Source organism: Pseudomonas sp. LBUM1662 (genome assembly GCF_059695915.1).
In genome coordinates, this window is record NZ_CP166793.1 from 5119912 (window position 1) to 5144474 (window position 24563).

General features: G+C 59.0%; 19 protein-coding genes. 4 read left to right on the top strand and 15 right to left on the bottom strand.

The window, feature by feature from the left end:
• Nucleotides 1-98 precede the first annotated feature (98 nt).
• The 7 genes from astE to ACA049_RS23200 form a co-directional block, all read right to left on the bottom strand.
• Nucleotides 99-1109, bottom strand: coding sequence for a succinylglutamate desuccinylase (astE, locus tag ACA049_RS23170; RefSeq protein WP_497330127.1), 1011 nt, complete (start codon nt 1107-1109; stop codon nt 99-101).
• 12 nt (nt 1110-1121) lie between these two features.
• Entirely contained in the window at nt 1122-1409 is a 288-nt protein-coding gene (locus ACA049_RS23175) for a hypothetical protein (protein WP_033056735.1), read from the bottom strand.
• A gap of 20 nt (nt 1410-1429) precedes the next feature.
• Nucleotides 1430-2776: an N-succinylarginine dihydrolase gene (astB, locus tag ACA049_RS23180; RefSeq protein ID WP_497330129.1), complete on the bottom strand. Its 1347-nt coding sequence runs from the start codon at nt 2774-2776 to the stop codon at nt 1430-1432.
• A gap of 165 nt (nt 2777-2941) precedes the next feature.
• On the bottom strand, nt 2942-4411 hold the full coding sequence (gene astD / locus ACA049_RS23185) for a succinylglutamate-semialdehyde dehydrogenase (RefSeq protein WP_497336952.1): 1470 nt from the start codon (nt 4409-4411) through the stop codon (nt 2942-2944).
• Complete coding sequence (gene astA, locus ACA049_RS23190) at nt 4408-5433, bottom strand: arginine N-succinyltransferase (RefSeq protein ID WP_497330131.1); 1026 nt, start codon at nt 5431-5433, stop codon at nt 4408-4410. The genes astD and astA overlap by 4 nt, the downstream gene beginning before the upstream one ends.
• A gap of 59 nt (nt 5434-5492) precedes the next feature.
• Nucleotides 5493-6512, bottom strand: coding sequence for an arginine/ornithine succinyltransferase subunit alpha (aruF, locus tag ACA049_RS23195; RefSeq protein ID WP_403106437.1), 1020 nt, complete (start codon nt 6510-6512; stop codon nt 5493-5495).
• Nucleotides 6513-6716: 204 nt separating this feature from the next.
• The gene (locus ACA049_RS23200; protein WP_497330133.1) at nt 6717-7937 is read right to left on the bottom strand and encodes an aspartate aminotransferase family protein; all 1221 of its coding nucleotides are present in this window, start codon (nt 7935-7937) and stop codon (nt 6717-6719) included.
• Nucleotides 7938-8223: 286 nt separating this feature from the next.
• On the opposite strand from ACA049_RS23200, the gene ACA049_RS23205 reads away from it, so the two are divergent.
• The gene (locus tag ACA049_RS23205; protein ID WP_497330135.1) at nt 8224-13089 is read left to right on the top strand and encodes a dermonecrotic toxin domain-containing protein; all 4866 of its coding nucleotides are present in this window, start codon (nt 8224-8226) and stop codon (nt 13087-13089) included.
• A 1-nt stretch (nt 13090) separates the two neighbouring features.
• Here the strand turns inward: ACA049_RS23205 and ACA049_RS23210 are convergent, their stop codons facing one another.
• The 7 genes from ACA049_RS23210 to acs all read right to left on the bottom strand — a co-directional run bounded on the left by ACA049_RS23210 (nt 13091) and on the right by acs (nt 21127).
• Nucleotides 13091-14071: a GlxA family transcriptional regulator gene (locus tag ACA049_RS23210; protein WP_010457247.1), complete on the bottom strand. Its 981-nt coding sequence runs from the start codon at nt 14069-14071 to the stop codon at nt 13091-13093.
• 286 nt (nt 14072-14357) lie between these two features.
• Nucleotides 14358-15122, bottom strand: a complete 765-nt coding sequence (locus ACA049_RS23215) for an ABC transporter ATP-binding protein (protein ID WP_109634103.1) — start codon at nt 15120-15122, stop codon at nt 14358-14360.
• Nucleotides 15123-15149: 27 nt separating this feature from the next.
• Complete coding sequence (locus ACA049_RS23220) at nt 15150-16262, bottom strand: M14 family metallopeptidase (RefSeq protein WP_497330137.1); 1113 nt, start codon at nt 16260-16262, stop codon at nt 15150-15152.
• 1 nt (nt 16263) lies between these two features.
• Nucleotides 16264-16962 (bottom strand): ABC transporter permease, encoded by a 699-nt coding sequence (locus ACA049_RS23225; RefSeq protein WP_438661118.1) that lies wholly within the window; start codon nt 16960-16962, stop codon nt 16264-16266.
• Nucleotides 16959-17648 (bottom strand): ABC transporter permease, encoded by a 690-nt coding sequence (locus ACA049_RS23230; protein WP_010457254.1) that lies wholly within the window; start codon nt 17646-17648, stop codon nt 16959-16961. Before ACA049_RS23230 ends, ACA049_RS23225 begins: the two co-directional genes overlap by 4 nt.
• A 91-nt stretch (nt 17649-17739) precedes the next feature.
• Nucleotides 17740-18513: an ABC transporter substrate-binding protein gene (locus ACA049_RS23235; RefSeq protein ID WP_219097190.1), complete on the bottom strand. Its 774-nt coding sequence runs from the start codon at nt 18511-18513 to the stop codon at nt 17740-17742.
• A 658-nt stretch (nt 18514-19171) separates the two neighbouring features.
• The gene (acs, locus tag ACA049_RS23240) at nt 19172-21127 is read right to left on the bottom strand and encodes an acetate--CoA ligase (RefSeq protein ID WP_497330139.1); all 1956 of its coding nucleotides are present in this window, start codon (nt 21125-21127) and stop codon (nt 19172-19174) included.
• Between the two features lie 460 nt (nt 21128-21587).
• Here acs and ACA049_RS23245 point away from each other — a divergent pair, with 460 nt between their 5' ends.
• Nucleotides 21588-21851, top strand: coding sequence for a DUF2790 domain-containing protein (locus ACA049_RS23245; RefSeq protein WP_094471096.1), 264 nt, complete (start codon nt 21588-21590; stop codon nt 21849-21851).
• Between the two features lie 37 nt (nt 21852-21888).
• On the opposite strand, the gene ACA049_RS23250 is transcribed toward ACA049_RS23245, so the two are convergent.
• Entirely contained in the window at nt 21889-22239 is a 351-nt protein-coding gene (locus tag ACA049_RS23250; protein ID WP_497330141.1) for a hypothetical protein, read from the bottom strand.
• 154 nt (nt 22240-22393) lie between these two features.
• Between ACA049_RS23250 and ACA049_RS23255 the strand changes: the two genes are divergently transcribed.
• Together ACA049_RS23255 and ACA049_RS23260 are read left to right on the top strand one after the other, a co-directional pair.
• Nucleotides 22394-23644 (top strand): ribonucleotide-diphosphate reductase subunit beta, encoded by a 1251-nt coding sequence (locus ACA049_RS23255; RefSeq protein WP_084322765.1) that lies wholly within the window; start codon nt 22394-22396, stop codon nt 23642-23644.
• Between the two features lie 405 nt (nt 23645-24049).
• Nucleotides 24050-24556 (top strand): BRO-N domain-containing protein, encoded by a 507-nt coding sequence (locus tag ACA049_RS23260; protein WP_497336954.1) that lies wholly within the window; start codon nt 24050-24052, stop codon nt 24554-24556.
• Nucleotides 24557-24563: the final 7 nt, after the last annotated feature.

Sequence of the window (24563 nt, forward strand, 5' to 3'; positions counted from 1 at the left end):
GGCTTGCCCGCGAAGGCGATTTCATAAACAACAGTGATGTTGAATTTAAAATCGCCTTCGCGGGCAAGCCTCGCTCCTACAGGGGACCGCTGTATCTGTTATGCGAGGTTTTCGTCGGTGGTTGGCACGATCAGGATGCCGGCGCGCAGGCCGTTCTTGACCTTGGGGTTCGGGAAGATGATCCGGGCGCCCTTCTCTTCGATGATCCAGCGGGTCTGGGCGATGTCTTCGGCCAGCACGTAACCCACGTCCAACTCTGAAAAGTTCTCGATGTCCGCTGGCAGGTTCAGGCGGAAGCTGTCGCTGTGCTTGATGATTTCCCGCGCCACGCTGAACAACTGCAAACCATCCAGGCCTTCGTCGGCCACTGCCGGCTCGTTGCCTTCAATGATCTGTTTGAGGCGGGTTTCAAGCAGCGAGACGTTCACCCCGTCGTTCTGCCCGAACGGCCGCGCCTTGCCCAGTTCAAGGGTGAAAGACTCGGCGCCCAGCTTGTCGTAGGTGTAGGAGCTGAACACGATCGACGGTTTGTTCTGCAACAGCACCGCCTCCATGCCGGCTGCACGCAAGCGGGCCAGTTCCAGACGTGAATGCTGGCGCCCTTCTTTCCAGGGATACAACGCGAACTGCTCGATCTTCGAGCCACGAATCGCGGTGTGCAGGTCGTAGTGCAGACGGCTGCGGTCCGGCAGGCTGAAGAAACTTGCGGCCAACCGTTCGAGTTCACAGGCGCGCAGGGCTTCGGAGCCGCTGCTTTGTTCGTGACGGCCATTGAACAGTCGGTTGACGTCCTGCTCGACGAAACGCTCGCCCTTGCGAATCGCTTCCGGGTTGCCGAACAGGAACAGAATACGTGCGCGCGGCTTCAAGTCGCCGCGGGCGATGTCATGCAACAGGCGATCGAGTAGCTCGATCGGCGCTGTTTCATTGCCGTGGATGCCGGCAGACAGCAGCAGGTCCAGGCCATTATCGCGAGCTTCAGGTGGCCGGACTTCCAGCGCACCTTCGCTCAACCAGCGCATGCGCACGCCTTCGACAGTCAGTTGAGTCTTCTCCGCCGGTTCGCGGCCGGCGAGGGTCAGTTCAAGCAGTTTGCCGAGGGCGAGCATAGAGCGGTTTCCTTAGTGGTCGTGTGCGCAATCCGGGCCGTGCACGTGGTCTTCGTCGCCGACTTCAGCCGGTTCCATTTCCAGTTGCAGACTTACCAGATTAGTCGCCAATGGGCGCAGCAGCAGGTTTGCGTATTCAGCGTCACCTTCTTCGACGTCCACGCCGATCAGCAGCTGGCCGCGGCCGTCCTGCTGGATCCACAGCTCTTTGCCTTGCCACATGACCGCGACGCGGGTGCAGGAAGTTTCCAGTTGCGTGCCGTCGGTGTCTTCAAGGATCAGCTGCAGGGTATCGCTCATGTTTTTTACGCTCTCGACGTTCAATTGATCTGGAATGGATAAACCGCGCCCAGTTTAAGGATTTGCGTCAGTTCATCCAGTGCCGTCCGGCACTCAAGCAGCAATTGCGGGTCCGCCAGATCGTTTTCGGTCATGCGGTCGCGGTAGTGCTTGTCGACCCATTCGGTCAGCGTGCCGTACAACGGTGCCGTCATGATAACCCCTGGGTTGACCGCCGCCAGTTCGGTTTCATTCAAGGCGACACGCAAGCGCAGGCAAGCCGGGCCACCGCCGTTTTGCATACTTTGTTTCAGGTCGAAAACCTTCACTTCACGGATCAGGCCACCAGAGCTGGTCAAACCTTGCAGGTATTGCCAGACGCGCTCGTTGCCACGGCATTCTTCCGGCACGATCAACAGCATCGAACCGTCGGGACGCGTCAGCAACTGGCTATTGAACAGGTAGGAACGAACGGCGTCTTCGACGGTGACGGCCGAACGCGGTACGCAGATTGACTGAAATTTCCCACCGAATTTTGCGAGTTTGCCCTGCAGCTCAGCGAGCATCTGCTCGGTGTCGAGGAACGCGTCCTCGTGATAGAACAGCACCTCGCCATTACCCACCGCGATCACGTCGTTGTGGAACACGCCCTGATCGATCACCGAAGGGTTCTGCTGGGCATAGACCACGCCGTCATCGCTCAAGCCATGCAGGCGAGCAACGGCTTGCGAGGCTTCAAGCGTCTGCCGAGCCGGGTACTTCTGGGGCGCCGGGTAGCGGGTGTCGAACGCACTGCGACCGAACACGAAGAACTCGACGCCGGCTTCACCGTACTCACGGCAGAAGCGGGTGTGGTTGGCGGCGCCTTCGTCGCCGAACTGCGCCACGGCCGGCAAAGCGGCGTGATGCGCGAAGTGCTTCTGGTCAGCGAACATCGCCCCCAGCACGCGGCTGGTGGTCGGGTGTTCGATGCTGCGGTGGTATTTGCAGTTGAGGTTGGCGGCGGTGAAATGCACGCGGCCGTCGGCGGTGTCGGCACTCGGGCTGACCGTGGCGGCGTTGGCCACCCACATGCTCGACGCCGAGCAACTGGCGACCAGCAACGGCATCGCGTCTTTCGCGGCTTGCTCGATCACTTGCGCATCGGTGCCGCTGAAACCCAAGCGGCGCAAGGCTGCAACGTCAGGACGTTCCTGTGGTGCCAGAACGCCTTGCTGAAAGCCCATTTCCATAAGTGCTTTCATTTTCGCCAGGCCTTGCAGCGCGGCTTCCTTCGGGTTCGAAGACTGCTGGCTGTTGCTCTGGGAGGCGACGTTGCCGTAGGACAAACCGCCGTAGTTATGGGTCGGCCCCACTAGACCGTCAAAATTGACTTCATAGGATTTCATCAGCGAGGCTCCACGAGAATCTGTTGTTATAGGCATCAAGTAACAATTCAGTAAGACCGAGTTGCGGCCTTCGCGGGCAAGCCTCGCTCCTACAGGTTCGGTGTTGTCCACATATGTTGTGACCGACGCAAATCCTGTGGGAGCGGGCTTGCTCGCGAATGGGCATCACGCCATCTTCACGCCGGGCGTCAAAGCGGCTGGCAACACCAGGCTTGGCGTTTCCAGCGACGCCACCGGGTACGCGCAGTAATCTGCGGCGTAGTAGGCGCTGGCGCGGTGGTTGCCCGAGGCGCCGACGCCGCCGAATGGCGCGCTGCTCGCGGCGCCGGTCAGTTGTTTATTCCAGTTGACGATGCCGGCACGGCTTTCCAGCCAGAACTGCTGATAACGCGCTTCGGAATCCGACAGCAAACCGGCCGCCAGGCCATATTGGGTGTCATTGGCTTCAGCGATCGCCGCTTCAAAATCAGCGTAGCGGATCACTTGTAGCAGCGGACCGAACAGCTCTTCATCAGGACGATCGACCACGGCCGTCACGTCCAGGATGCCCGGCGTCAGCAACGCGGCTTGCGCCTGAGGCTGAGTCATTTCCAGCAGCGCCACGGCGCCATTGGCCATCAACTGTTCCTGCGCATCCATCAGGGCTTTGGCAGCACCCAAGGAAATCACCGAGCCCATGAATGGCGCCGGTTGCTTATCGAAGGCTCCGACTTCAATGGTCGAACTGACCTCCACCAGACGTTCCAGCAACGTATCGCCCCAGGCGCCTTGCGGCACCAGCAAGCGCCGCGCACAGGTGCAACGTTGGCCAGCGGAAATGAAGGCCGACTGGATAATGGTGTAAACGGCAGCATCGAGGTCCGCGACCTGATCAACCACCAGCGGGTTGTTACCACCCATCTCCAGCGCGAGGATCTTGTCCGGGCGGCCGGCGAATTGCTGGTGCAGGTGATTGCCGGTGCGGCTCGAACCGGTGAAGAACAAGCCGTCGATGCCCGGGTTCGCCGCCAGGGCGATACCGGTTTCTCGAGCGCCTTGCAGCAGGTTCAACACGCCCGCCGGCAGGCCGGCTTCGATCCAGCATTTAACCGTCAGCTCGGCGACTTTCGGGGTCAATTCGCTGGGCTTGAACAGCACGCTGTTACCGGCCAGCAGCGCCGGTACGATGTGCCCGTTCGGCAAGTGACCCGGGAAGTTGTAAGGCCCGAACACCGCCACCACGCCATGTGGCTTGTGGCGCAACACGGCAGTGGCGTCGCCCAGCGGGCCGCTCTTCTCGCCGGTACGCTCGCGGTAGCTCTGCACCGAGATCGCAATCTTGTTGACCATGCTGGTCACTTCGGTCGCCGCTTCCCACAACGGTTTACCGGTTTCCTCACCAATGGTGCGGGCCAGTTCGTCAGCGTGGTTCTTCAGCGCGGCGGCAAAGGCATCAAGCACAGCAATGCGCTCGTCCAGGGTGCGACGGGCCCAGCCCGGGAACGCCTGACGCGCGGCCTGCACGGCCGACTCGACCTGAGCAACGGTGGCGCCTTCACCGGTCCACAGCACTTGTTGGGTGACCGGGTTCAGCGACTGGAACGCTTCGCCCTGACCGGCCAGCCATTCACCTGCGATGTATAGCGAATTCATTATTTCGACTCCCTGGCAGCAGACAACGGAACGGCGCGCACTTGATCGCCGGCGTTGAGTTGAAGACGTTTGGCGGTCAGCGGATCGACGACCAGCGTGCCGGCAGCGAAGCGTGCCGGTGCGGCAGTGATCCGGCAGTCTTCGCGCTTGCGGTTGTGAATCAGGAACGGGGTAGCGTCGTCACCCGGTGTGCCGATGGCCAACACCAGCGCCTGGCTGTCGCGCACGGCGCGGATCTTGCCGGTTTCGCACTCGACCGCAGGGCCGGCATCGAAGATGTCGACGTAGCCTTGGTAGCTGAAACCTTCGCTCTTGAGCATGGCCAGCGCCGGCTCGGTGTCCGGGTGAACCTGGCCGATGACGTTGCGCGCGTCTGGCGACAGGAAGCAGGTGTACAACGGGAATTTCGGCATCAGTTCGGCGATGAACGCCTTGTTGCCCACGCCCGTCAGATAGTCGGCCTGGCTGAATTCCATCTTGAAGAAGTGACGGCCCAGGCTTTCCCAGAATGGCGAGCGTCCTGCGTCGTCGGACACGCCGCGCATCTCGGCAATGATCTTGTTGCCGAACAGCTGCGAGAACTCGGCGATGAACAGCATCCGCGCCTTGGCCAGCATGCGGCCGTTGAGACCCGTGCGGTAATCGGCATGGAGGAACAGCGAGCACAACTCAGAGTTGCCGGTCAGGTCGTTGGCAAGGAACAGCGTCGGAATCTCACGGTAAATGTTCAGCTCTTGCGAGGCGCTGACGGTCAGGCCAACCCGGAAGTTGTACCAAGGCTCACGCAAGCCGACAGCGCCAGCGATGGCGGAAATGCCGACCACGCGGCCGTCATCGTCTTCGAGCACGAACAGGTAGTCCGCATCGCCCCGCCCGGCTTCGCCGCGAAAGGTCTTCTCGGCCCAGCCAACCCGATGGGCCAGACGTTCTTCGTTGGCCGGCAAAGTGGTCAGGCCGGTGCCGGTGCTGCGGGCCAGGTCGATCAGAGCGGGTAAATCGCTGCTGCGTACGGGACGAACGATCATGCTATCTCCTCAAACGGGCCGCCAACGCCACCCGCGAAACTTCGCTGCTTTCTAGGCAATCAAACCGCTACCAGGCGCACGCTGGCACCTTCACCGACGCCCAGGGCTTCGGCCGCTTCCAGATCCAGGGTCACGGGTTTGCCCGGCGCGTAATCGAGCTCAAGCAACACGGCGCGGTAATCCTGCAACTGCGCATTGGCCACCAGGTATTGACGACCGGCACCTTTGACCGCTTCGCCGATTTTCACCGGCACCACGCGGCTCTGGGCGATCGAACGGATCCCCGAGACGCGGGCATGCAAGGTCGGACCACCGTCGAAAATGTCGATGTAGTGATCGGTCTCGAAGCCTTCGCGCATCAGGATGTCGAAGGTGATCTGCGCCCGTGGATGCACCTGGCCCATCGCTTCTTGCGCGGTGTCCGGCAGCAGCGGCACGTAGATCGGGTAATGCGGCATCAGTTCGGCGAGGAACGTCCGGCTCTTCAGCCCGCACAGACGCTCGGCTGCGGCGTAGTTGAGGTCGAAGAAGTTGCGACCGATCGCGTCCCAGAACGGCGAATCGCCATTTTCGTCGCTGTAACCGACGATCTCGGTCACCACCGAATCGGCAAAACGCTCCGGATGGCTGGCGACGAACAGCAAGCGGCCACGGGAGTTGAGTTCTGCCCAAGGCGAACCCACCAGCTCACGCTGCACGTAGAAACTGGTCAGCAAGCTGTTGCCGGTCAGGTCGTGGCACTGCGAAAGCACGTGAATCTTGTTATGAATCTTCAGCTCGCGGGAGGCGTGCACGAAGGTTTCATTACGGAAGCTGTAGAACGGCTCCGAATAACCGGCAGAGGCAACGATGGCCGAACAACCGACCAGTTTGCCGGTGGCCGAGTCTTCAAGGACGAAGAAGTAGCTCTCTTCACCGTTGAAGCTGACTTCCGCGGAAAACGAGGCTTCGCTTGCAGCGATCTTGTCGCTCAGGCGTTCAACGTCATCCGGCAAGGAAGTGACACCAATCGGGCTGTCCGCAGCCAGACGCTGTACCTCGCCCAGATCAGCCATTTGCGCGGGGCGCATCACCAGCATGGTGTCACTCCTTTCTCGTAACTCTTTTGGGGGAAATAAGCCGGCCCCTTGTAGGAGCGAGGCTTGCCCGCGAAGGCGGCGTGTCAGCCGATGATGATGGTGGCTGACACGCCGCCTTCGCGGGCAAGCCTCGCTCCTACAGAAGAACGGGACCGGCATAAAAATTTGGATCGACGCCTGAAATGTCAGGCGTCGAAGGGTCTATCAGGCTTGCGTCAGCTTGGCCACGGCGCGTTCGAAGCGATCCAGGCCTTGATCGATGTCTGTGTCTTCAACCACCAGGCTTGGCGCGAAACGCACCACGTCCGGGCCAGCTTGCAGAATCATCAGGCCTTCACGCTCGGCGGCGTTGAAGATGTCTTTGGCCTTGCCTTTCCAGGCGTCGCTCAGCACACAACCGATCAACAGGCCCATACCGCGGACCTTGGTGAAGATCGCGTATTTCTCGCCGATCTGCTCCAGGCGCGCCTTGAACTTGTCGTGCTTGGCGTTGACGCCGGCCAGCACTTCAGGGGTGTTGATCACGTCGATCACGGCTTCAGCGACAGCGCACGCCAGCGGGTTGCCGCCGTAAGTGGTGCCGTGAGTGCCGACGACCAGGTGTTTGGCCAAGTCTTCGGTGGTCAGCATCGCCGCGATCGGGAAACCGCCGCCCAGGCTCTTGGCGCTGGTCAGGATGTCCGGAACCACGCCGTAATGCTGGTAGGCGAACAGATGGCCGGTGCGACCCATGCCGGTCTGCACTTCGTCGAAAATCAGCAGTGCGTCATGCGCGGTGCACAGATCGCGGGCGCCTTGCAGGTATTCAAGTTCAGCCGGGATGACACCGCTTTCACCCTGGATCGGTTCCAGGACCACAGCGCAGGTCTTGTCGGAAATGGCGGCTTTCAAAGCGGCCAGATCGTTGTACGGCACGTGGGTAATGCCGGTGATTTTCGGACCGAAACCGTCGGAGTACTTCGACTGGCCACCGACGTTAACGGTGAACAGGGTACGGCCGTGGAAGCTGTTGAGCGCGGCGATGATTTCGTACTTCTCGCTGCCGAACCGATCAAAACCGACGCGACGGGCCAGCTTGAAGGCGGCCTCGTTGGCTTCGGCGCCGGAGTTGCAGAAGAACGCGCGCTCGGCAAAGGTGGCGTTGATCAGCTTATGGGCCAGGCGCAGGGCCGGCTCATTGGTGAACACGTTGGACACGTGCCACAGCTTGTTCGCCTGCTCGGTCAAGGCACCGACCAGCGCCGGGTGCGCATGGCCCAATACGTTAACGGCAATCCCGCCGGCGAAGTCGATCAGCTCGCGGCCAGACTGGTCCCAGACACGGGAACCGGCACCACGCACAGGAATGAATGCGGCAGGCGCGTAGTTGGGAACCATTACCTGGTCGAAATCGGCGCGTTCTACCGCAGCGTGCTCAACGGACATCGGAGTCTCCTGAAGAGGAACACTCGCCGGAAACTGGCGAGCGATGGGGGGATTGTAAGGACAGTTTTCAGCCCGGCCTTGCCGCCAAGCGACAACTTCTTATAGCGCAAACCCCGGTTTTTCCCGGGTTTACGGCAATGCGACATATAGGGTCGCAAAGGCGCAGTTTAAACCGCCGGCACAGGTTATAGGCAGGCTTGTCGAGCAGTGCGGTAAATATGTACCGCACCAAACGAATCGTCGTCTGTTTTGCTGGCGGCTCATCCAAACGCTAAGGGAATAGCGCATGAGTCGACACGAAAACGATCGCCCTTCTGATTCCGCTGCCAGTGAATACGTCACGCAGCCGGACGATCACTACCATCACCTGTTCAACAATCTGCCGACCTGGGCATTAGAAGCCTCGTCCGGCACACGCAACGCCCTCAAAAACGCCACCCTCGCGGTGCCGGACTGGCATGGCACGGCGACGCCACTCCAACACCAGTCACTCAAAGCGCTCAGTCAGGACCACTGGACCCATCGAAATCGACTGGACTCAATGCTGTCGAAGCTGCAAAGCGCACAAGCCTTTGCCGAACCCATTCTAAGCGCGGCCCTGAAAACCCGATTTGATCTGGAACTGGACGTCAAAGCCACGTTCCTGCGCCTGTACATCCCGCAAACCGTGCCCTGGTTCGGGATCAGTACCGGCGCCGCGCGTACCTGGACGGTGTCGCTGCTCGACGCCGCCCTGCATAACTTTCAGGAATCGGAAACGGAGGCGGATGCTTACGAGCCCGCCTCGATGTTCATTACCAAGCCTTCGCCCAGCGGGCAGTTCGACACGCTGCCGGCGGTCAAGCAGACACTTGGCGTCGCGGCCTTTGCGCGACTGTGCCGGGAACTGGATATCGGTGCCCGGTACAACACGTATCTCAAAGACAATCTGGGGCTGACCAACCCGGTGGCCGGCGCGGTGCTGAAATCGAAGGTGATCGGCTCGCACAAAGCGGCACTCAAAGCCGCGCTGCAAATGGCTCATATCCGCAAGGATATTCCAGAGGATGCCTATCTCTCGATCCTGCGCCTTCTGGAAGGGCGTTCGGGGGCGCAGCTGGGTGGCCTACCGCTGTACGGTCATGACCTGAACCTAATGTCCTCCTCTCTGACCGGGATTGTCATTTTTGCCGCGAGCCTGGAGCGTGCACGCAAGGGAACACGGATCATTGCCTACATTCCTGACGATCCGGAGCAACCGCTCAAGGAATACCCGAACACCCTGGCATTCATGACCGAACTCACCCGCAAGCTGCGCGCCCCGGCTTACCAGACCTTCTTCAGCCGTTTCGTCGAGCACAAGGAACGGGGCCATTTTTTCGCGGATCTCAACCGTCGTCTCCAGCACGTCACCTGGCATCAGCACAAACGTGGCAACCCACTGCCGAGCTGGCGCGAAACGCCCATCGACAGGCCCAATCTGCGGTTTTCGGTGACGCCGTTCAGCGCGAACCTGTGGAATCACCTCTATCAGCGACAACTGAACAAGATCCTCAACGATGCCAGCACGCTTGCTGTCTCGACCGCCTCTGCCGACCGAAACGCGCGATGGGCATTGTGGGATGCGTTCAGCAAAGTGGCTTCGACGCTCATTGAAATCGCGACATTCGTGGCATTGCCGTTCGTCCCGTTTCTCGGCGAATTGATGCTGGGTTACATGGCCTACCAGTTACTCGACGAAACCTTCGAGGGCATCGTAGATCTGGCAGAAGGGTTGAAAACAGAAGCGTTCGGGCATCTGATCAGCGTCGTCGAGACCGTGGTTGAGGTGGGCACATTCGCGGTAGGTGGCGCAATCGCTGCCGGCACCTTCAGCCGTCTGCTCTCGCGTGAAGCTGTCGCGCTGGTCGATCCGCTCAAACCCGTCGCAACGATGCAAGGAAAAACCCGTTACTGGAAGCCGGACCTGACCGCGTACGAGCAAGCACAGACGCTGCCCGCAGGCGCAAAATCCGATCAGTTTGGCCTTTATCACCTCGAGGGCAAGAAGCTGCTGCCTTTGGAGGGGAAACTGTATTGCGTGAAACCCGATGGCACTTCGGGCGCCTTTCAGATTGAGCATCCGACCCGGGCGGATGCCTATCAGCCGTCACTGCTGCATAACAACCACGGGGCCTGGCACACCGAGCTGGAGCAACCACTGAACTGGGATCGGGAAACGGTCATGCGTCGTCTCGGCCAAAGCGTCGAGTCGTTCAGCAGTACCGAGCGCGAACAGATCCTGCGGGTCAGCGGTTTCCACGACAATGCCGTGCGCGAAATGCATGTCGAGCAGTACCGCCCACCGTCGCTGCTGACCGACACGATCAAGCGCTTCAGGATCAATCGGGACATTGAAACCTTCATCGAGCAGATCGGCAGCGATCAACCCGAACGCTACCGGAACGCCGATGTGATCCTGCAACATCAACTGCTGAGTGGCTACGACGGCTGGCCCGTCGACACGCCAATGATGACACCGCAAGACCAGACGCCAGCCTTCAGGCAACAGAGTGCCGAACTCGCCCGCAAGCACCACAAATCACTGTTCGATGCGCGCTATCGCGCACTGGAAGTAACCGATGAGCCACGCGTCCAGCGGCTGATCGACGACGTGCAGGGGTTACCCACCGATATCGCCCAGGAACTGGTAAGCAATGCCTCCGGCTCCGAATTGAAACAGCTGCACAACGGCCGCACGCCCCAGCGACTCAAGGACGCCGCGCTCAAAGCCATGGAAGCGGTCCGCGCGACCCGAGCCTGTGAAGGCCTTTACTCGGAAGCGCTGGACACCACCGACACCCACCGACTGGCCTTGCAAAGCCTGAACTCGCTGCCCGATTTGCCAACTGAGCTGCGTATCGAAGTGCGGGATTATTCTGCTGAGGGGAGCGTACGCGACAGCGTTGGCGAGGCTGATGCGCCGATTGTAAAAACACTGGTTCGCGCTGAAGACGGGACTTACCAGGTTCACCCGGACAATGATTCGACGCCTGGTGATTTTTATCACGCCCTGTTCCAGGCGTTGCCGGACGCACAGCGCAACAAGCTGAACCCGTCGATTGCAGACGCCGGGACACTTAAACAACGCATCGCCGAACACGCGCTGGAGCAACCGGGATTACGCTCGCTGTTTGCCAAAAATCCCAATCGAAAACCGCTCTATGACCCCACCATCATGCGCCTGCCAGGTGGAACGCAAGGCTACAGCCGACTCAACCGTGAAACCCCCACGCTCAACGACCGCGTTCGAGAGGTTTACCCCGACCTGCCAGAGGGAGAAATGCAGTCCGTTGTTCAGGCCTTGCAACGTCATCCCGATGGCGCTCGTGTAGAACTTTCACGCTTGAGCAGGGAGCTGGCCCGACTGCATCAGGATCTGCGCGTCTGGATCAACGACCTGCCGACTGTTCATCCTGAAACCCGGCTCCCGCTCAACGAGCGGGAACTGCAAGGCGAGCGACAAAATCGCCTGTTGCTGGCTCAGGAAATCCAGCGCAGTTGGCGGCGACAGTCCGACCGGGACTTCGACACACCGGACGGGGTTAGCCAATATGTGCTCAGGTTTGCAGAGCCGATCATCGGTGACTTGCCGCCGCTCGATGCCGATTTCAGTCATGTGTCACTGCTGTCCCTTGAAGGCACCCACAGCGTGCAGGGTGTTCCAGCGTTTCTACAGGGCTTCAGCGGGCTGCGCCGTCTGGAACTGCGCCGGTTCTCCCTCGCCACCCTCCCCGACGCCATTACCCGGATGCCCGACCTTCAGGCCTTGGTGCTAAGCGATTGCGGTATCCGGTTCGACGCGGCCACCTGGTCGAAACTGACGCCATTGAACCAACTGACCACGCTGGATCTGTACAAAAACCCGTTTGAAACCCTGCCCCGCATCGACACCATGAGTGAACTGACGCACCTGGACCTGAGCGACACTCACCTGACCGAAATCCCGCCCGGCGCCCTGCAACATCCGAAGCTCGACACCCTCTTGCTGATGAACAATCAAATCAGCGAGTTACCTGCCGGGTTATTCGGGGCATCGCTGCACGACAAACGGGGCATACACCTCACGCACAATCCGCTTTCAAACAAGGCACGCGATCTGGTCAAGCGTCACCATTTTGATAGCGCCTACGACATGGGCGTTTATGCCCCAGAGCCGGACATTGATCGCGTCAGGGCGCTGTACCCGAGCATGGAAGTCGAACAGGCGAGCGAGTTCGTGTACGAGTTGCCGGGAACGTTTGAGGAGGGCCGGATCGCGCTGACACACCTGGAGGAAGAGCTCACCCGATTGAGAAATGATTTGTCGACCTGGACGAGCAACCTGCCAGACCGACACCCTCTGACGGGCGAACCCTTCAACGCCTTCCAACTGCTTGTCGAACACACCAACCGCGACGAATTCAAGCAGGCACTGGAGCGCTGCTGGCAGCGTGAATCCGAACTGGATGATTTCAACGATGCGCTGGAGCCCACTTACGAGCTCAACATCCGCCCGATCATCAATGGGGAATTGCCAACCCTGAGCGCAGACTTCAGTCATGTCTCCGCATTGGAGATACAGAGTACCGATGGCGTGACGCGCATCGGGCGTTTCCTGGACGTCTTCCCTAACCTCAAAAGCCTCAGGCTGCGCGAGTGTGAACTGGGCAACATTCCCGACGCGGTATTCAAGATGGGGCGCCTGCGCTCACTGTCGCTTCCCCATTGCCGAGTCAGCCTGTCAGCAGAAACGGCCAATGCATTGGCGGGAATGGAATTGCTTGATTACCTCGACCTTGGTTTCAACCCGCTGGGGCATACGCCTGATCTCAGTCAAATGCCAGAACTGGCGACCGTGTTGCTCAATGACACTGGCATCACGGAAATACCCAATGGCCTGCTTCAACTGAAGGATCTGGACTGGGTAGACCTGAGCATGAACGCAATTACCGAAGTGCCCAGCGACCTGATGGAGTTGCCCGTTGAAACTGCGGAGAACATTACGTTGAGAGGCAACCCGTTTCCTGAGGAAAGCCTGTTACAGCTGATCAGATACTTCGAACACTCAGGCACAGACTTTGGCGTGGAAGAGGTCATCAACCGAGGTGAAATGCAGGTTTCCACCTCAGAGGTTTCCGAGATCGACGAGTAGATCAGCCGCGCTCGGACGGCACCGACGACAATTCGAATGGGCTGCTGCTGCGCCGCTGGTTGCGATCTTCCCGCGGCGTGGCGCCGAAGAAGTTGCGGTAGGCGCTGGAGAAATGCGGCCCCGAGGAGAAGCCACACGACAGACCGATCTGGATGATCGACTTGCTGGTTTGCATCAACATCTGCCGGGCCTTGTTCAGGCGCAGTTCCAGGTAATACTGGCTCGGCACGCGGTTGAGGTATTGCTTGAAGATCCGCTCCAGCTGTCGACGCGACACGCACACGTGCTGGGCGATTTCGTCGGTAGTCAGGGGTTCTTCGATGTTGGCTTCCATCAGCAACACCGCCTGGGTGAGCTTCGGATGGCTGGAGCCCAAACGGTTTTGCAGCGGAATGCGCTGGCGTTCGCCGCCCTCGCGGATGCGCTCGACCACCAGCTCTTCCGACACAGCGCCGGCCAGTTCGGCACCGTGATCACGGGCCAGCACCGCCAGCAACAGATCGAGTACCGACAAGCCGCCACACGCGGTCAGTCGATCGCGATCCCAATCGAACAGGTGGCTGGTGGCGATGACTTTGGGGAAACGTTCGGCGAAATCGTCCTGCCAGCGCCAATGCACGGCAGCACGATAACCGTCGAGCAAACCGAGCTGCGCCAACGGATACACACCGGCGGACAAACCGCCGATCACGCAACCGGCGCGCACTAATTGTTTGAGCGAACTGCTGAGCGCCGGCGCGAGGGTGGTCGGCGGCTCATCGGCGAGCAGAAACAGTTTCTGGAAGTTTTCGAGCTTGCCGGCCCACGGCTCACCCGGCAATTGCCAGGCACCTTCAGTCGGCGGTTCGGCCTGCAAGAACGACAATTCGTAGACAACGTCCGGATGCACACGCTGGGCAACACGCAAGGCCTCCTCAGCCAGCGCAAGCGTCAGTGCTTTAGTGCTGGGCCAAATCAGGAAACCAATTCGATGGGCAGTCATGGCGGGCAATCCGAAACGAAAACAGTAATGAAGGCATGGGCCAATGCTAGCCCGTAAATGAACGCAAATCTCAAAACCAATAGCGATCTAAATGTGGGAACTGGCTTGCCGCCCTCCCCTGTAGGAGCTGTCGAGTGAAACGAGGCTGCGATCTTTTGACTTTGACTTTAAAAAAACAAGATCAAAAGATCGCAGCCTCGTTTCACTCGACAGCTCCTACAGGGGATAGGGGCAGGCCTTTAGGTTGCGAAGCATGCACTATCCCGGTGCGCAACGGGAGTTCGGTTTACTTCAGGCTGCCCGAGAGGAATTGTTGCAGACGTTCGGACTGTGGATTGACCAGCACTTCACGCGGGTTGCCGCTTTCTTCGACAACACCTTTGTGCAGGAACACCAGCTGGTTCGACACTTCACGGGCGAAGCCCATTTCGTGCGTTACCACGACCATGGTCCGGCCTTCCAGCGCCAGGGCCTGCATCACTTTCAGTACGTCGCCGACCAGTTCCGGGTCGAGGGCCGACGTCGGTTCGTCAAACAGCATCACCTCAGGTTCCATCGCCAGCGCACGGGCAATCGCCACGCGCTGCTGCTCGCCGCCGGACATGTGGCCCGGGTAAGCGTCCTTGCGATGCGCCACGCCTACCTTGTTCAGGTAGTGCTCGGCTTTCTCGCGGGCTTCGGCCTTGGACATGCCCAGCACGTGAACCGGCGCTTCCATGATGTTTTCCAGCGCGGTCATGTGCGACCACAGGTTGAAATGCTGGAACACCATCGACAGGCGCGAACGCATGCGTTGCAGCTGTTTCGGGTCGGCCGCTTTCATCGCGCCGTCCTTGTTCGCCACCAGTTTCAGCTCTTCGTTGTTGAGCAGAATACGGCCCGCGTGCGGCTGCTCGAGCAGGTTGATGCAGCGCAGGAAAGTACTTTTGCCGGAGCCACTGGAGCCGATGATGCTGATCACATCGCCAGCCGCCGCTTTCAGGGACACGCCCTTGAGCACTTCGTGACTGCCATAGCGTTTATGCAGGTCTTGGACTTCAAGTTTGTACATGCGGTCGGTTCTCACAAAAACAGTCAGTCAGTCGTTGAGCAAGCGCCCGTGACGCAGCGCTTCGCGCCCCGCCACCTTGGCCAGCCAGAAACCGGGTTGGGCATAACGCAGCCGTTCAATGGCAAACAGCACCCCGGACGTACCAGCACACACCGTGCTGACCCGATCCGATAACGGATCGATCACTTCGAAAATCTCGTCGCCGGCTTCGATCCACTCACCGGGTTTACGCAAAAAGCTGATCACGCCAGGGTGCGGCGCGAAGAGCAATTCAGTGCCTTCGAACGGCATGCCTTCGCAAGCGTCCTGCGCAGGTTTTGGCCATTCGCCGCTGATCAAGCCTTGCTCGGCGAGGAACGCCAGAATGCCTTCGGCGTAAGCCTCGGCGTCCGCGCGACCGGTATCGGCCTGACCACCCAGTTCAATGGTAGTCGCCAGGCAGGCCAGTGGAATCTGCGCATCCGGAAACTGACGCGACAGACGCAGCCACGGCAGCGAGCAAGCCTCGTCAAAGGAACTGCCGCCGGAATCTTCCGCCAGCAACCCCACCTTCACGTTCAGGTGCGCGGCGAGCGAACGCCATTGCGGCCAGTGTTGCGGCAAGGCGTACATGTGCAGCGCGGCTTCGGCATCACAGTGCAAATCCAGCACGACATCAGCGGTGCAAGCGTGGCTGAGCAAGATGCGCTGCATGCCTTGCAACTGACTGCTCGCCTCTGGCAACGCTGCCAGGTGATCGCTCATGGCTTGACGGATCAGTTGAATATTGGCGTGCGGATCATCACCCAGGCGCCCTTCCAGCTCGGCGGCCACTGGCGCGCTCAGCTCGACGAAATCGCGGTTGAAGTTCTTGCCGCTGCCCGCCTCGAAACGCCCTTGATGGCTGCCCTGCAGCAATTGACCCAGGCCCAGTGGATTGGCCACCGGCACCAACTCGATCACGCCGTTGAGCAAGCCTTGGGCTTCGAGTTCGGCCAGGCGCTTTTTCAGCACCCAGGCCGTGCGCATCCCCGGCAGTTCATCGGCGTGGAGGCTGGCCTGGATGTAGGCCTTGCGCTCGCCACTGCCGAAGCGGAACACCGAAATCTGGCGTTCGCTGCCCAGGTGGTTCCACGGCAATGCATGATCGATGCGTTCCATATCAGTGCTTCCGCGGGGCCAGATAGCCCAGCCAGCGGCGCTCGGCCAGTTTGAACAGCTTCACCAGGATGAAGGTCAGGCACAGGTAGAACACACCAGCGGTGATGTACGCTTCGAACGGCAAGTAGAACTGAGCGTTGACCGTGCGCGCGGCGCCAGTGATGTCGATCAGGGTCACGATGGACGCCAGACTGGTGGTCTGCAGCATCATGATCACTTCGTTGCTGTACTGCGGCAGCGCCCGGCGCAAGGCCGACGGCAACAGAATGCGCTTGTACATTTTGTAGCGCGACATGCCCATGGCCTTGGCCGCTTCGATCTCACCGTTCGGCGTGGCGCGCAGGCTGCCGGCGATGATTTCAGCGGTGTAGGCGCTGGTGTTGATCGCGAAGGCCAGGCACGCACAGAACGTCGCGCTGGACAGCCACGGCCACAAGAAGCTTTCACGCACGGCTTCGAATTGCGCCAGACCGTAGTAGATCAAGAACAGCTGCACCAGCATCGGCGTGCCGCGGATCACGTAGGTGTAGAGCCAGGCGGTCATGTTGACGACGGCGTTCTTGGAGACGCGCATCAAGCCCAGCGGCAAGGCGCACAGCAGGCCGAAAAACAGCGACAGCGCGAGCAATTTGAGGGTGGTCACCAAGCCGCCGAAGTACAGCGGCAGGGCCTCCCAAATGACGTTGTAGTCGAAGATCATAGATCAGCCGCCCTTACGCCTACCGAGTAGCGCTTCTCAAGGTGACGCAATGCCAGCAACGAGACACTGGTGATCACCAGGTACATCGCCGCCACTGCGAGGAAGAAGGTGAAAGGCTCGCGGGTGGCATCTGCCGCCTGCTTGGCCTTGAACATCATGTCTTGCAGACCCACCACCGAAATCAGCGCGGTGGCCTTGGTCAGTACCAGCCAGTTGTTGGTGAAGCCCGGAATCGCCAGGCGAATCATCTGCGGCACCAACACCCGGAAAAACACCTGAAAACTGCTCATGCCGTACGCCATGCCGGCTTCGGCCTGACCTTTGGGGATCGCCATGAAGGCGCCGCGGAAGGTTTCCGACAGGTACGCACCGAAGATGAAGCCCAGGGTGCCGATACCGGCGGCCAGTGGGTTCAGGTCGATGTAGTCGTCAAAGCCGAGCATCGGCGCCACGCGGTTGAGCAGGTCCTGACCGCCGTAGAAAATCAGCAGGATCAGTACCAGGTCGGGAATACCGCGGATCACCGTGGAATACAGGTCGCCCAGCCAGGCCAGCCAGCGAACCGGCGACAGACGCAATGCAACGCCGATCAGACCCAGAAAGATGGCCAGGACCATGGAGGACAAGGCGAGCTGAAGCGTCAGCCATGCGCCATCGAGGATGACAGCCCCGTAGCCTTTCAACATGATTCAGGTCCTCGAATGTTGGGATGAAAAAATGGCGCAAACCTCAGTGATCCTGTTGCTTGCGCCATTTCGGACTTGTCGCCGGGAAGTATTACTTGCCGTAGATATCGAAGGCGAAGTATTTGTCCTGGATTTGCTTGTACTTGCCGTTCTCGCGAATGGCCGCGATCGCGGTGTTGATCTTGTCTTTCAGCGCGTCGCCCTTGCGAACAGCGATACCCACGCCGTCGCCGAAGTATTTGACGTCGGTGAAGGCCGGGCCAACGAAGGCGAAACCTTTGCCGGCGTCGGTTTTCAGGAAACCGTCATCCAGCAGCGTAGCGTCTGCCACGGTGCCGTCGAGGCGGCCAGCAGCCACGTCGAGGTAGATTTCGTTCTGCGAACCGTAAGGCTTGATCTCGGCACCCAGCGGGGCCAGGACTTCGCGGGCGAAACGCTCGTGGATCGAACCACGTTGTACGCCGATGTTCTTGCCCTTCAGCTCAGTCAGGCCTTCGCTGACTTGAGTGCCGGCCTTCATGACCAGGCGCGCCGGGGTGTTGTAGTACTTGTTGGTGAAGTCCACGGATTTCTTGCGGTCTTCAGTGATCGACATGGACGACAGGATCGCGTCGATCTTGCGCACTTTAAGCGCCGGGATCAGGCCGTCGAACTCTTGCTCGACCCACACGCACTTGACCTTCATCTCTTCGCACAGGGCGTTGCCGATGTCGTAGTCGAAACCAACGATGCTGCCGTCCGGTGCTTTGGAAGCGAACGGAGGGTAAGCCGCTTCGATACCGATTTTCAGAGGTTTTTCATCAGCGAAAGTCGGCAGGGACAGCACGGACAGTGCCAGGGCGCCAAGCAGCACGAGTTTCTTCATCTTGGGACTCCATCGGTAAAGGGCTAAAACGGCAGAGTGAGCGACAGCCCAATATGCGAGTGAGTGGAACCGGAAAGCGCTGCTGCGTTGTAGGAATCGCGCGCTTTTTTCAACGCGAGCCACAACGAGCGAGTGATCGGCATTCTAACGACAGGCCCGAAGCCGATATTTCTTCAATGCGACAACTAATTACAGAAGCACCGAGAAAGCCGTTTGAGCGCGTTGACAGCCCTGCAAATTCATGCAAGAGCAAAAGACAGTGAACCGATCACTGCTGCAAATTGCGGGCCTATTATTGGCAAACCCTTCTAATCCGGCAAGCGCAGCGTTATGTCTTATTTTTTATGGGGGCTGGAGAGGCCCGGGGGTGGGGCGTTGCGTTTCCCAATGCCCCGCCTTCGTGCGCGGGGTTACACATTCAGTTACTTGAATGGGCGCGGGTAACAGTGGGAAGGGGCTTACGGGTGAGCCGATAAATATTGGTTGGAGATCAACGTCAAAAGATCGCAGCCTCGTTTTACTCGACAGCTCCTACACCGATCGCATCGTCCCTGTAGGAACTGTCGAGTAAAACGAGGCTGCGATCTTTTGATCTCCCAACAAAAAGCCCCACCAGGCTCAACACCTGGCAGGGCTTCGATGACTCAGGAACGGCAGGTTAAGCGACGTTCATGACCTTGTGTTCATCAATCAAATGCTGCACCACACCCGGATCCGCCAGGGTGGAGATATCCCCCAACCCATCGTATTCCGCCGTCGCAATCTTGCGCAGAATCCGGCGCATGATCTTGCCCGAACGGGTTTTCGGCAGCCCTGGTGCCCACTGAATCACGTCCGGCGAAGCGATCGGACCGATCTCCTTGCGCACCCAGTTTTTCAGTTCCAGACGCAGTTGCTCGCTCGGCTCTTCGCCACCGATCAACGTGACGTAGACATAAATGCCCTGCCCCTTGATGTCGTGCGGCACGCCGACCACGGCAGCCTCGGCGACTTTCGGGTGAGCAACCATCGCGCTTTCGATCTCCGCGGTGCCCATGCGGTGGCCGGAGACGTTGAGCACGTCGTCCACACGCCCGGTGATCCAGTAGTAGCCGTCTTCGTCGCGACGGGCGCCGTCGCCGGTGAAGTACATGCCACGGAAAGTCTTGAAGTAGGTATCGACGAAACGGTCATGGTCGCCGTACAGCGTGCGCGCCTGACCTGGCCACGAATCGAGAATCACCAGGTTACCCTCGGCCACGCCTTCGATGATGTTGCCCAGGTTGTCCACCAGCGCCGGCACCACGCCGAAGAACGGACGTGCCGCCGAACCCGGCTTGAGGCCATGAGCGCCTGGCAACGGGCTCATCATGTTGCCGCCCGTTTCGGTCTGCCACCAGGTATCGACGATCGGGCAGCGGGACTGGCCGACGTTCTTGTAGTACCAGTCCCACGCTTCCGGGTTGATCGGCTCACCGACCGAACCCAACAGACGCAGGCTGCTGCCATCGGCGCCTTCAACAGCGGCTTTGCCCGACGCCATCATCGCGCGGATCGCGGTCGGTGCGGTGTAGAGGATGTTGACCTTGTGCTTGTCGACGATCTTCGCCACACGGGTGATGTCCGGGTAGTTCGGCACGCCTTCGAACAGCACGGTGGTCGCGCCGTTGGCCAGTGGGCCGTAGACGATGTAAGTGTGGCCGGTGACCCAGCCGACGTCGGCGGTGCACCAGTAGACTTCGCCCGGGCGGTAGTCGAACACGCGCTCGTGGGTCATGGCGGCGTACAGCAGGTAACCGCCGGTGGTGTGCTGCACGCCTTTAGGCTTGCCGGTGGAACCGGAGGTGTAAAGGATGAACAGCGCTTCTTCAGCGCCCATTTCTTTCGGCGCGCAAACACTGCCCGCCACTTTCATCAGGTCTTCGTACCAGATGTCGCGATGCTGGTTCCACTTGATGTTGCCACCGGTGCGCTTGCACACGATGACTTTCTGGATGCTGCTGGTTTCCGGGTTGGTCAGCGCGTCGTCGACGTTGGTCTTGAGCGGGATCTTCTTGCCGGCACGAACGCCTTCGTCCGCAGTGATCACCACTTTGGATTTGCAGTCGATGATGCGACCGGCCAGGGCTTCCGGCGAGAAACCACCGAACACCACCGAGTGAATCGCGCCGATCCGGGTGCAGGCCAGCATGGCGACCACGGCTTCGGGGATCATCGGCATATAGATAGTCACCACGTCGCCGCGGTGCACATCCTGGCCGCGCAAGGCGTTGGCGAATTTGCAGACTTGTTCATGCAGCTCGCGGTAGGTGATGTTGCGGCTTTCGGCCGGGTCATCCCCTTCCCAAATGATCGCGACTTGATCGCCGCGCTCGGCCAGATGACGGTCGAGGCAGTTGTAGGAAACGTTGAGGGTGCCGTCGGCGAACCATTTGATGTCGACATGGTGATCGTCGAAGGAGGTTTGCTTCACCGTGGTGAAAGGCTTGATCCAGTCGAGGCGCTTGGCTTGCTCGCGCCAGAAGCCGTCCGGGTTGACGACGGACTGCTGGTACATGGCTTTGTAGGTTGCCTCGTCAGTCAACGTATTGGCCAGAACCTCGGGACGAACGGGATACAGAGAAGCCGCACTCATCTTTCTTACCTCGGTGGAATAGTTGTTTTTGTATGCCCCCAGTTGTAGCCGGGCCGGGCCTATAGAACCATTCGACGATGGTAGTAACAAGCCCCTACAAATTACCGTGATAAGCCCGAAACACACCTCCCCAAAACACCGCACCCCCTGTAGGAGCGAGGCTTGCCCGCGAAAAACGATAACGCGGCCCACCTGAAAAACCACATCACCAAAATCGCAATCGACCGGTTAACACAACCTTATTCGAGGATTGTTACAGGATCTGTCAAAGGTGTTTATCAAAACCCCACCTATATGAATGCACCCCCCGCGCCTAAAATCCGCCTCGCCAACAAGGCAACGTGATTAACCAAGTTACAGCCCCCACGAAGGCCGTTAATCCAAAACTTTTAATCAAGCTCCACACGCAACCCCAAAAAGGTTGCGTGACCCCATTCGACCTCTAAAAGGTAAATCTGAAATGAAAGCTTTATTAGTTCTGGCCCTCTCCAGCCTGTGCGCAACCGCCATGGCAGACGAGGTCCCGACTGATGTCGCACAGCAGAAACCAGCCATCGAGGAATACACTTACTCGACTCACCTGGACGTCGCCAAAGTTATCTCCATGAGTGAAGTCCCCAATGTGTGCGAAGTTGTTCCGGTGAAAATGGAATACGACGACTCCCAAGGTCAACGCCACATCCTGCGCTACAGCATCATGGGTAACGGTTGCACCAACGGCTGATCCAGACTGCACCGAATCGGACCCTGTCAGCTGATCGCTAACGGTCGATTCCAGCCCGGCTTCGGTCGGGCTCAGTTGTGTTTTGAAGCGGTGAAACTCCTTGCAAAACACAAGATGTAGTGAAAAACGCGGTTTTTGGCTGTTTTTTGAACAAATTCGATTCAGCGTCAAAAATCACAAAAAAAAATCTACAGCGGTCAAAGCCCTGTAATACCTCGGTTTGCTCCAAAAACTGTCCCTTCCGGCCCCTCCATGAGCCGATTCGCCGCACCACGCCGGCAAAAATTTCCCTATAATGCCGCCTTAAACGGGCCTGCAATATTCCCTTACAGGGACGAAAAGCCAGTCTGAAGCCCACGCCGAAGTCTTCACCGATTTCTGCGCCCATCAGAGGCTCTCGGAACCCCGTACAAAATTATGTTTATTTGCCTGCGTGTACCGCTGCAAAAAACGCTATCCAACGCGGCCAGTACGGTCGTGTGAAAAACCAACCAATCAGTTTTCACACGGGCATCTGGCCCTCACGCAGGAGACGACACGTCATGCTGAGCTGGGACGAATTCGACAAAGAAGACAGCGGCGAGACCGTGGTAAAAGGCGCAAACGCCGGCCACGCGACTGAAGCCAACATGGACCGACTCGACACCGCTGGTGGTGTCGCCGCTCAAGAAGCTCGCGCCGTTACCGCGACCGACTCTGCCGCTATCGCCCGTGCCAAAGCAGCCCTGGACAACCTCGACATCGCCGAAGGCCTCGCCGAACTCGAAGGCGCCTCCGCCCGTGTCGCCGTCGACGAAAAGCGCATGATCAACTGCCGCGCCGACCTCAACCAACTCGTACCTTTCAAGTACGACTGGGCCTGGCAGAAATACCTGGACGGCTGCGCAAACCACTGGATGCCGCAAGAAGTCAACATGACCGCCGACATCGCCCTCTGGAAAGACCCGGAAGGCCTGACCGACGACGAGCGCCGCATCGTAATGCGCAACCTCGGCTTCTTCTCCACCGCCGACTCCCTGGTTGCCAACAACCTGGTCCTGGCCGTGTACCGCCTGATCACCAACCCGGAATGCCGCCAGTACATCCTGCGCCAGGCTTTCGAGGAAGCGATCCACACCCACGCCTACCAGTACTGCATCGAATCGTTGGCCATGGATGAAGGCGAGATCTTCAACATGTACCACGAGATCCCATCGGTCGCGAAAAAAGCCACCTGGGGCCTCAAATACACCCGTTCGATCTCCGATCCGAAGTTCGAAACCGGCACCGTCGAAACCGACAAAGAGTTGCTGCGCAACCTGATCGCCTACTACTGCGTCCTGGAAGGCATCTTCTTCTACTGCGGCTTCACCCAGATCCTCTCCATGGGCCGCCGCAACAAAATGACCGGCGTCGCCGAGCAGTTCCAGTACATCCTGCGCGACGAATCCATGCACCTGAACTTCGGCATCGACGTGATCAACCAGATCAAAATCGAAAACCCGCACTTGTGGGATGCTGAGATGAAGGAAGAGGCTTCGCAGATGATTCTGCAAGGCACTCAGCTCGAGATCGAATATGCGCGTGACACCATGCCTCGCGGTGTGTTGGGCATGAACGCGGCGATGATGGAGGACTATCTGAAGTTCATCGCTAACCGTCGTCTTTCGCAGATTGGGTTGAAGGAAGAGTATCCGGGGACTACGAATCCGTTCCCTTGGATGAGCGAGATTATGGACTTGAAGAAAGAGAAGAATTTCTTTGAGACTCGGGTTATTGAGTATCAGACTGGTGGTGCGTTGAGCTGGGACTAATAGTCTCGCACACCACGATTTGACGATTGCTGCCTGAATCGACAAGTCGAAAATTAAAAGCCCCGATCTGATCGGGGCTTTTTTATGGGCGATGGGAAGTCCTTTTCTGTCCCTACGCTACAACGCTAAACCTCCTACAGCACTTACAGCCGCTTCTGAATTGAAGCCTGCCACTAGCACCTATAAGCTCTATCGCAGGTGCCTAAGAAACGCCCAACGTAGAAAGCTTGGCCAATCACTCAGATCCGCAATCACCTTTAGGTGATTTTTCGTTTCGATGTGTAATGGCTTTGCTCGTTGGGATTTCTTAAGTCCACTCTACGTTGGGTCTAGCCCTGCCCCCTTAATACGTAGAGGTCACGGATTATGTCTACTCAACTCGCATCCAGAAGTTTACCCACACCAATGAACGACGAGTGGGAGCCTCGCGCATCCACCCTATTCACTCGTCACGACATTCATCTCCACGCCCTACTCTTCGAAAACCAAGCCTGGTTTTGCGCGCGTGATATAGGGCGGCTGATGGGCAAGTATTTGGATGAGCGAATGTCCCGAAAACTCGATACTGATCAGCGACGGATGTTGTTGGTGCACGCTCACGGAGTAGCAGAGGAACGACTGATGCTCAGCGAATCGGGGGTGTATGCATTATTGGTTTATCACTATTGCCCTGAATATCGCTCACTACGCGAATGGCTGACGCATCAGGTTGTAGCTGCACTGCGTGACGCAAGACTATCAGCGGCAGCTGAGCGGCCGACCTTGAGCGTTTTGGATTGGCCACAGATGCAACTGAGTTTGCTGCATTGGCAGAATGAACCATGGATTAGGATGCGGGACATGCCTTGCATCCTGCCGACCCAACAGCAAACCTCCTGGTGGAGGAAAGCTTCACGGCTATTTCAATTTTAGAAAGCCG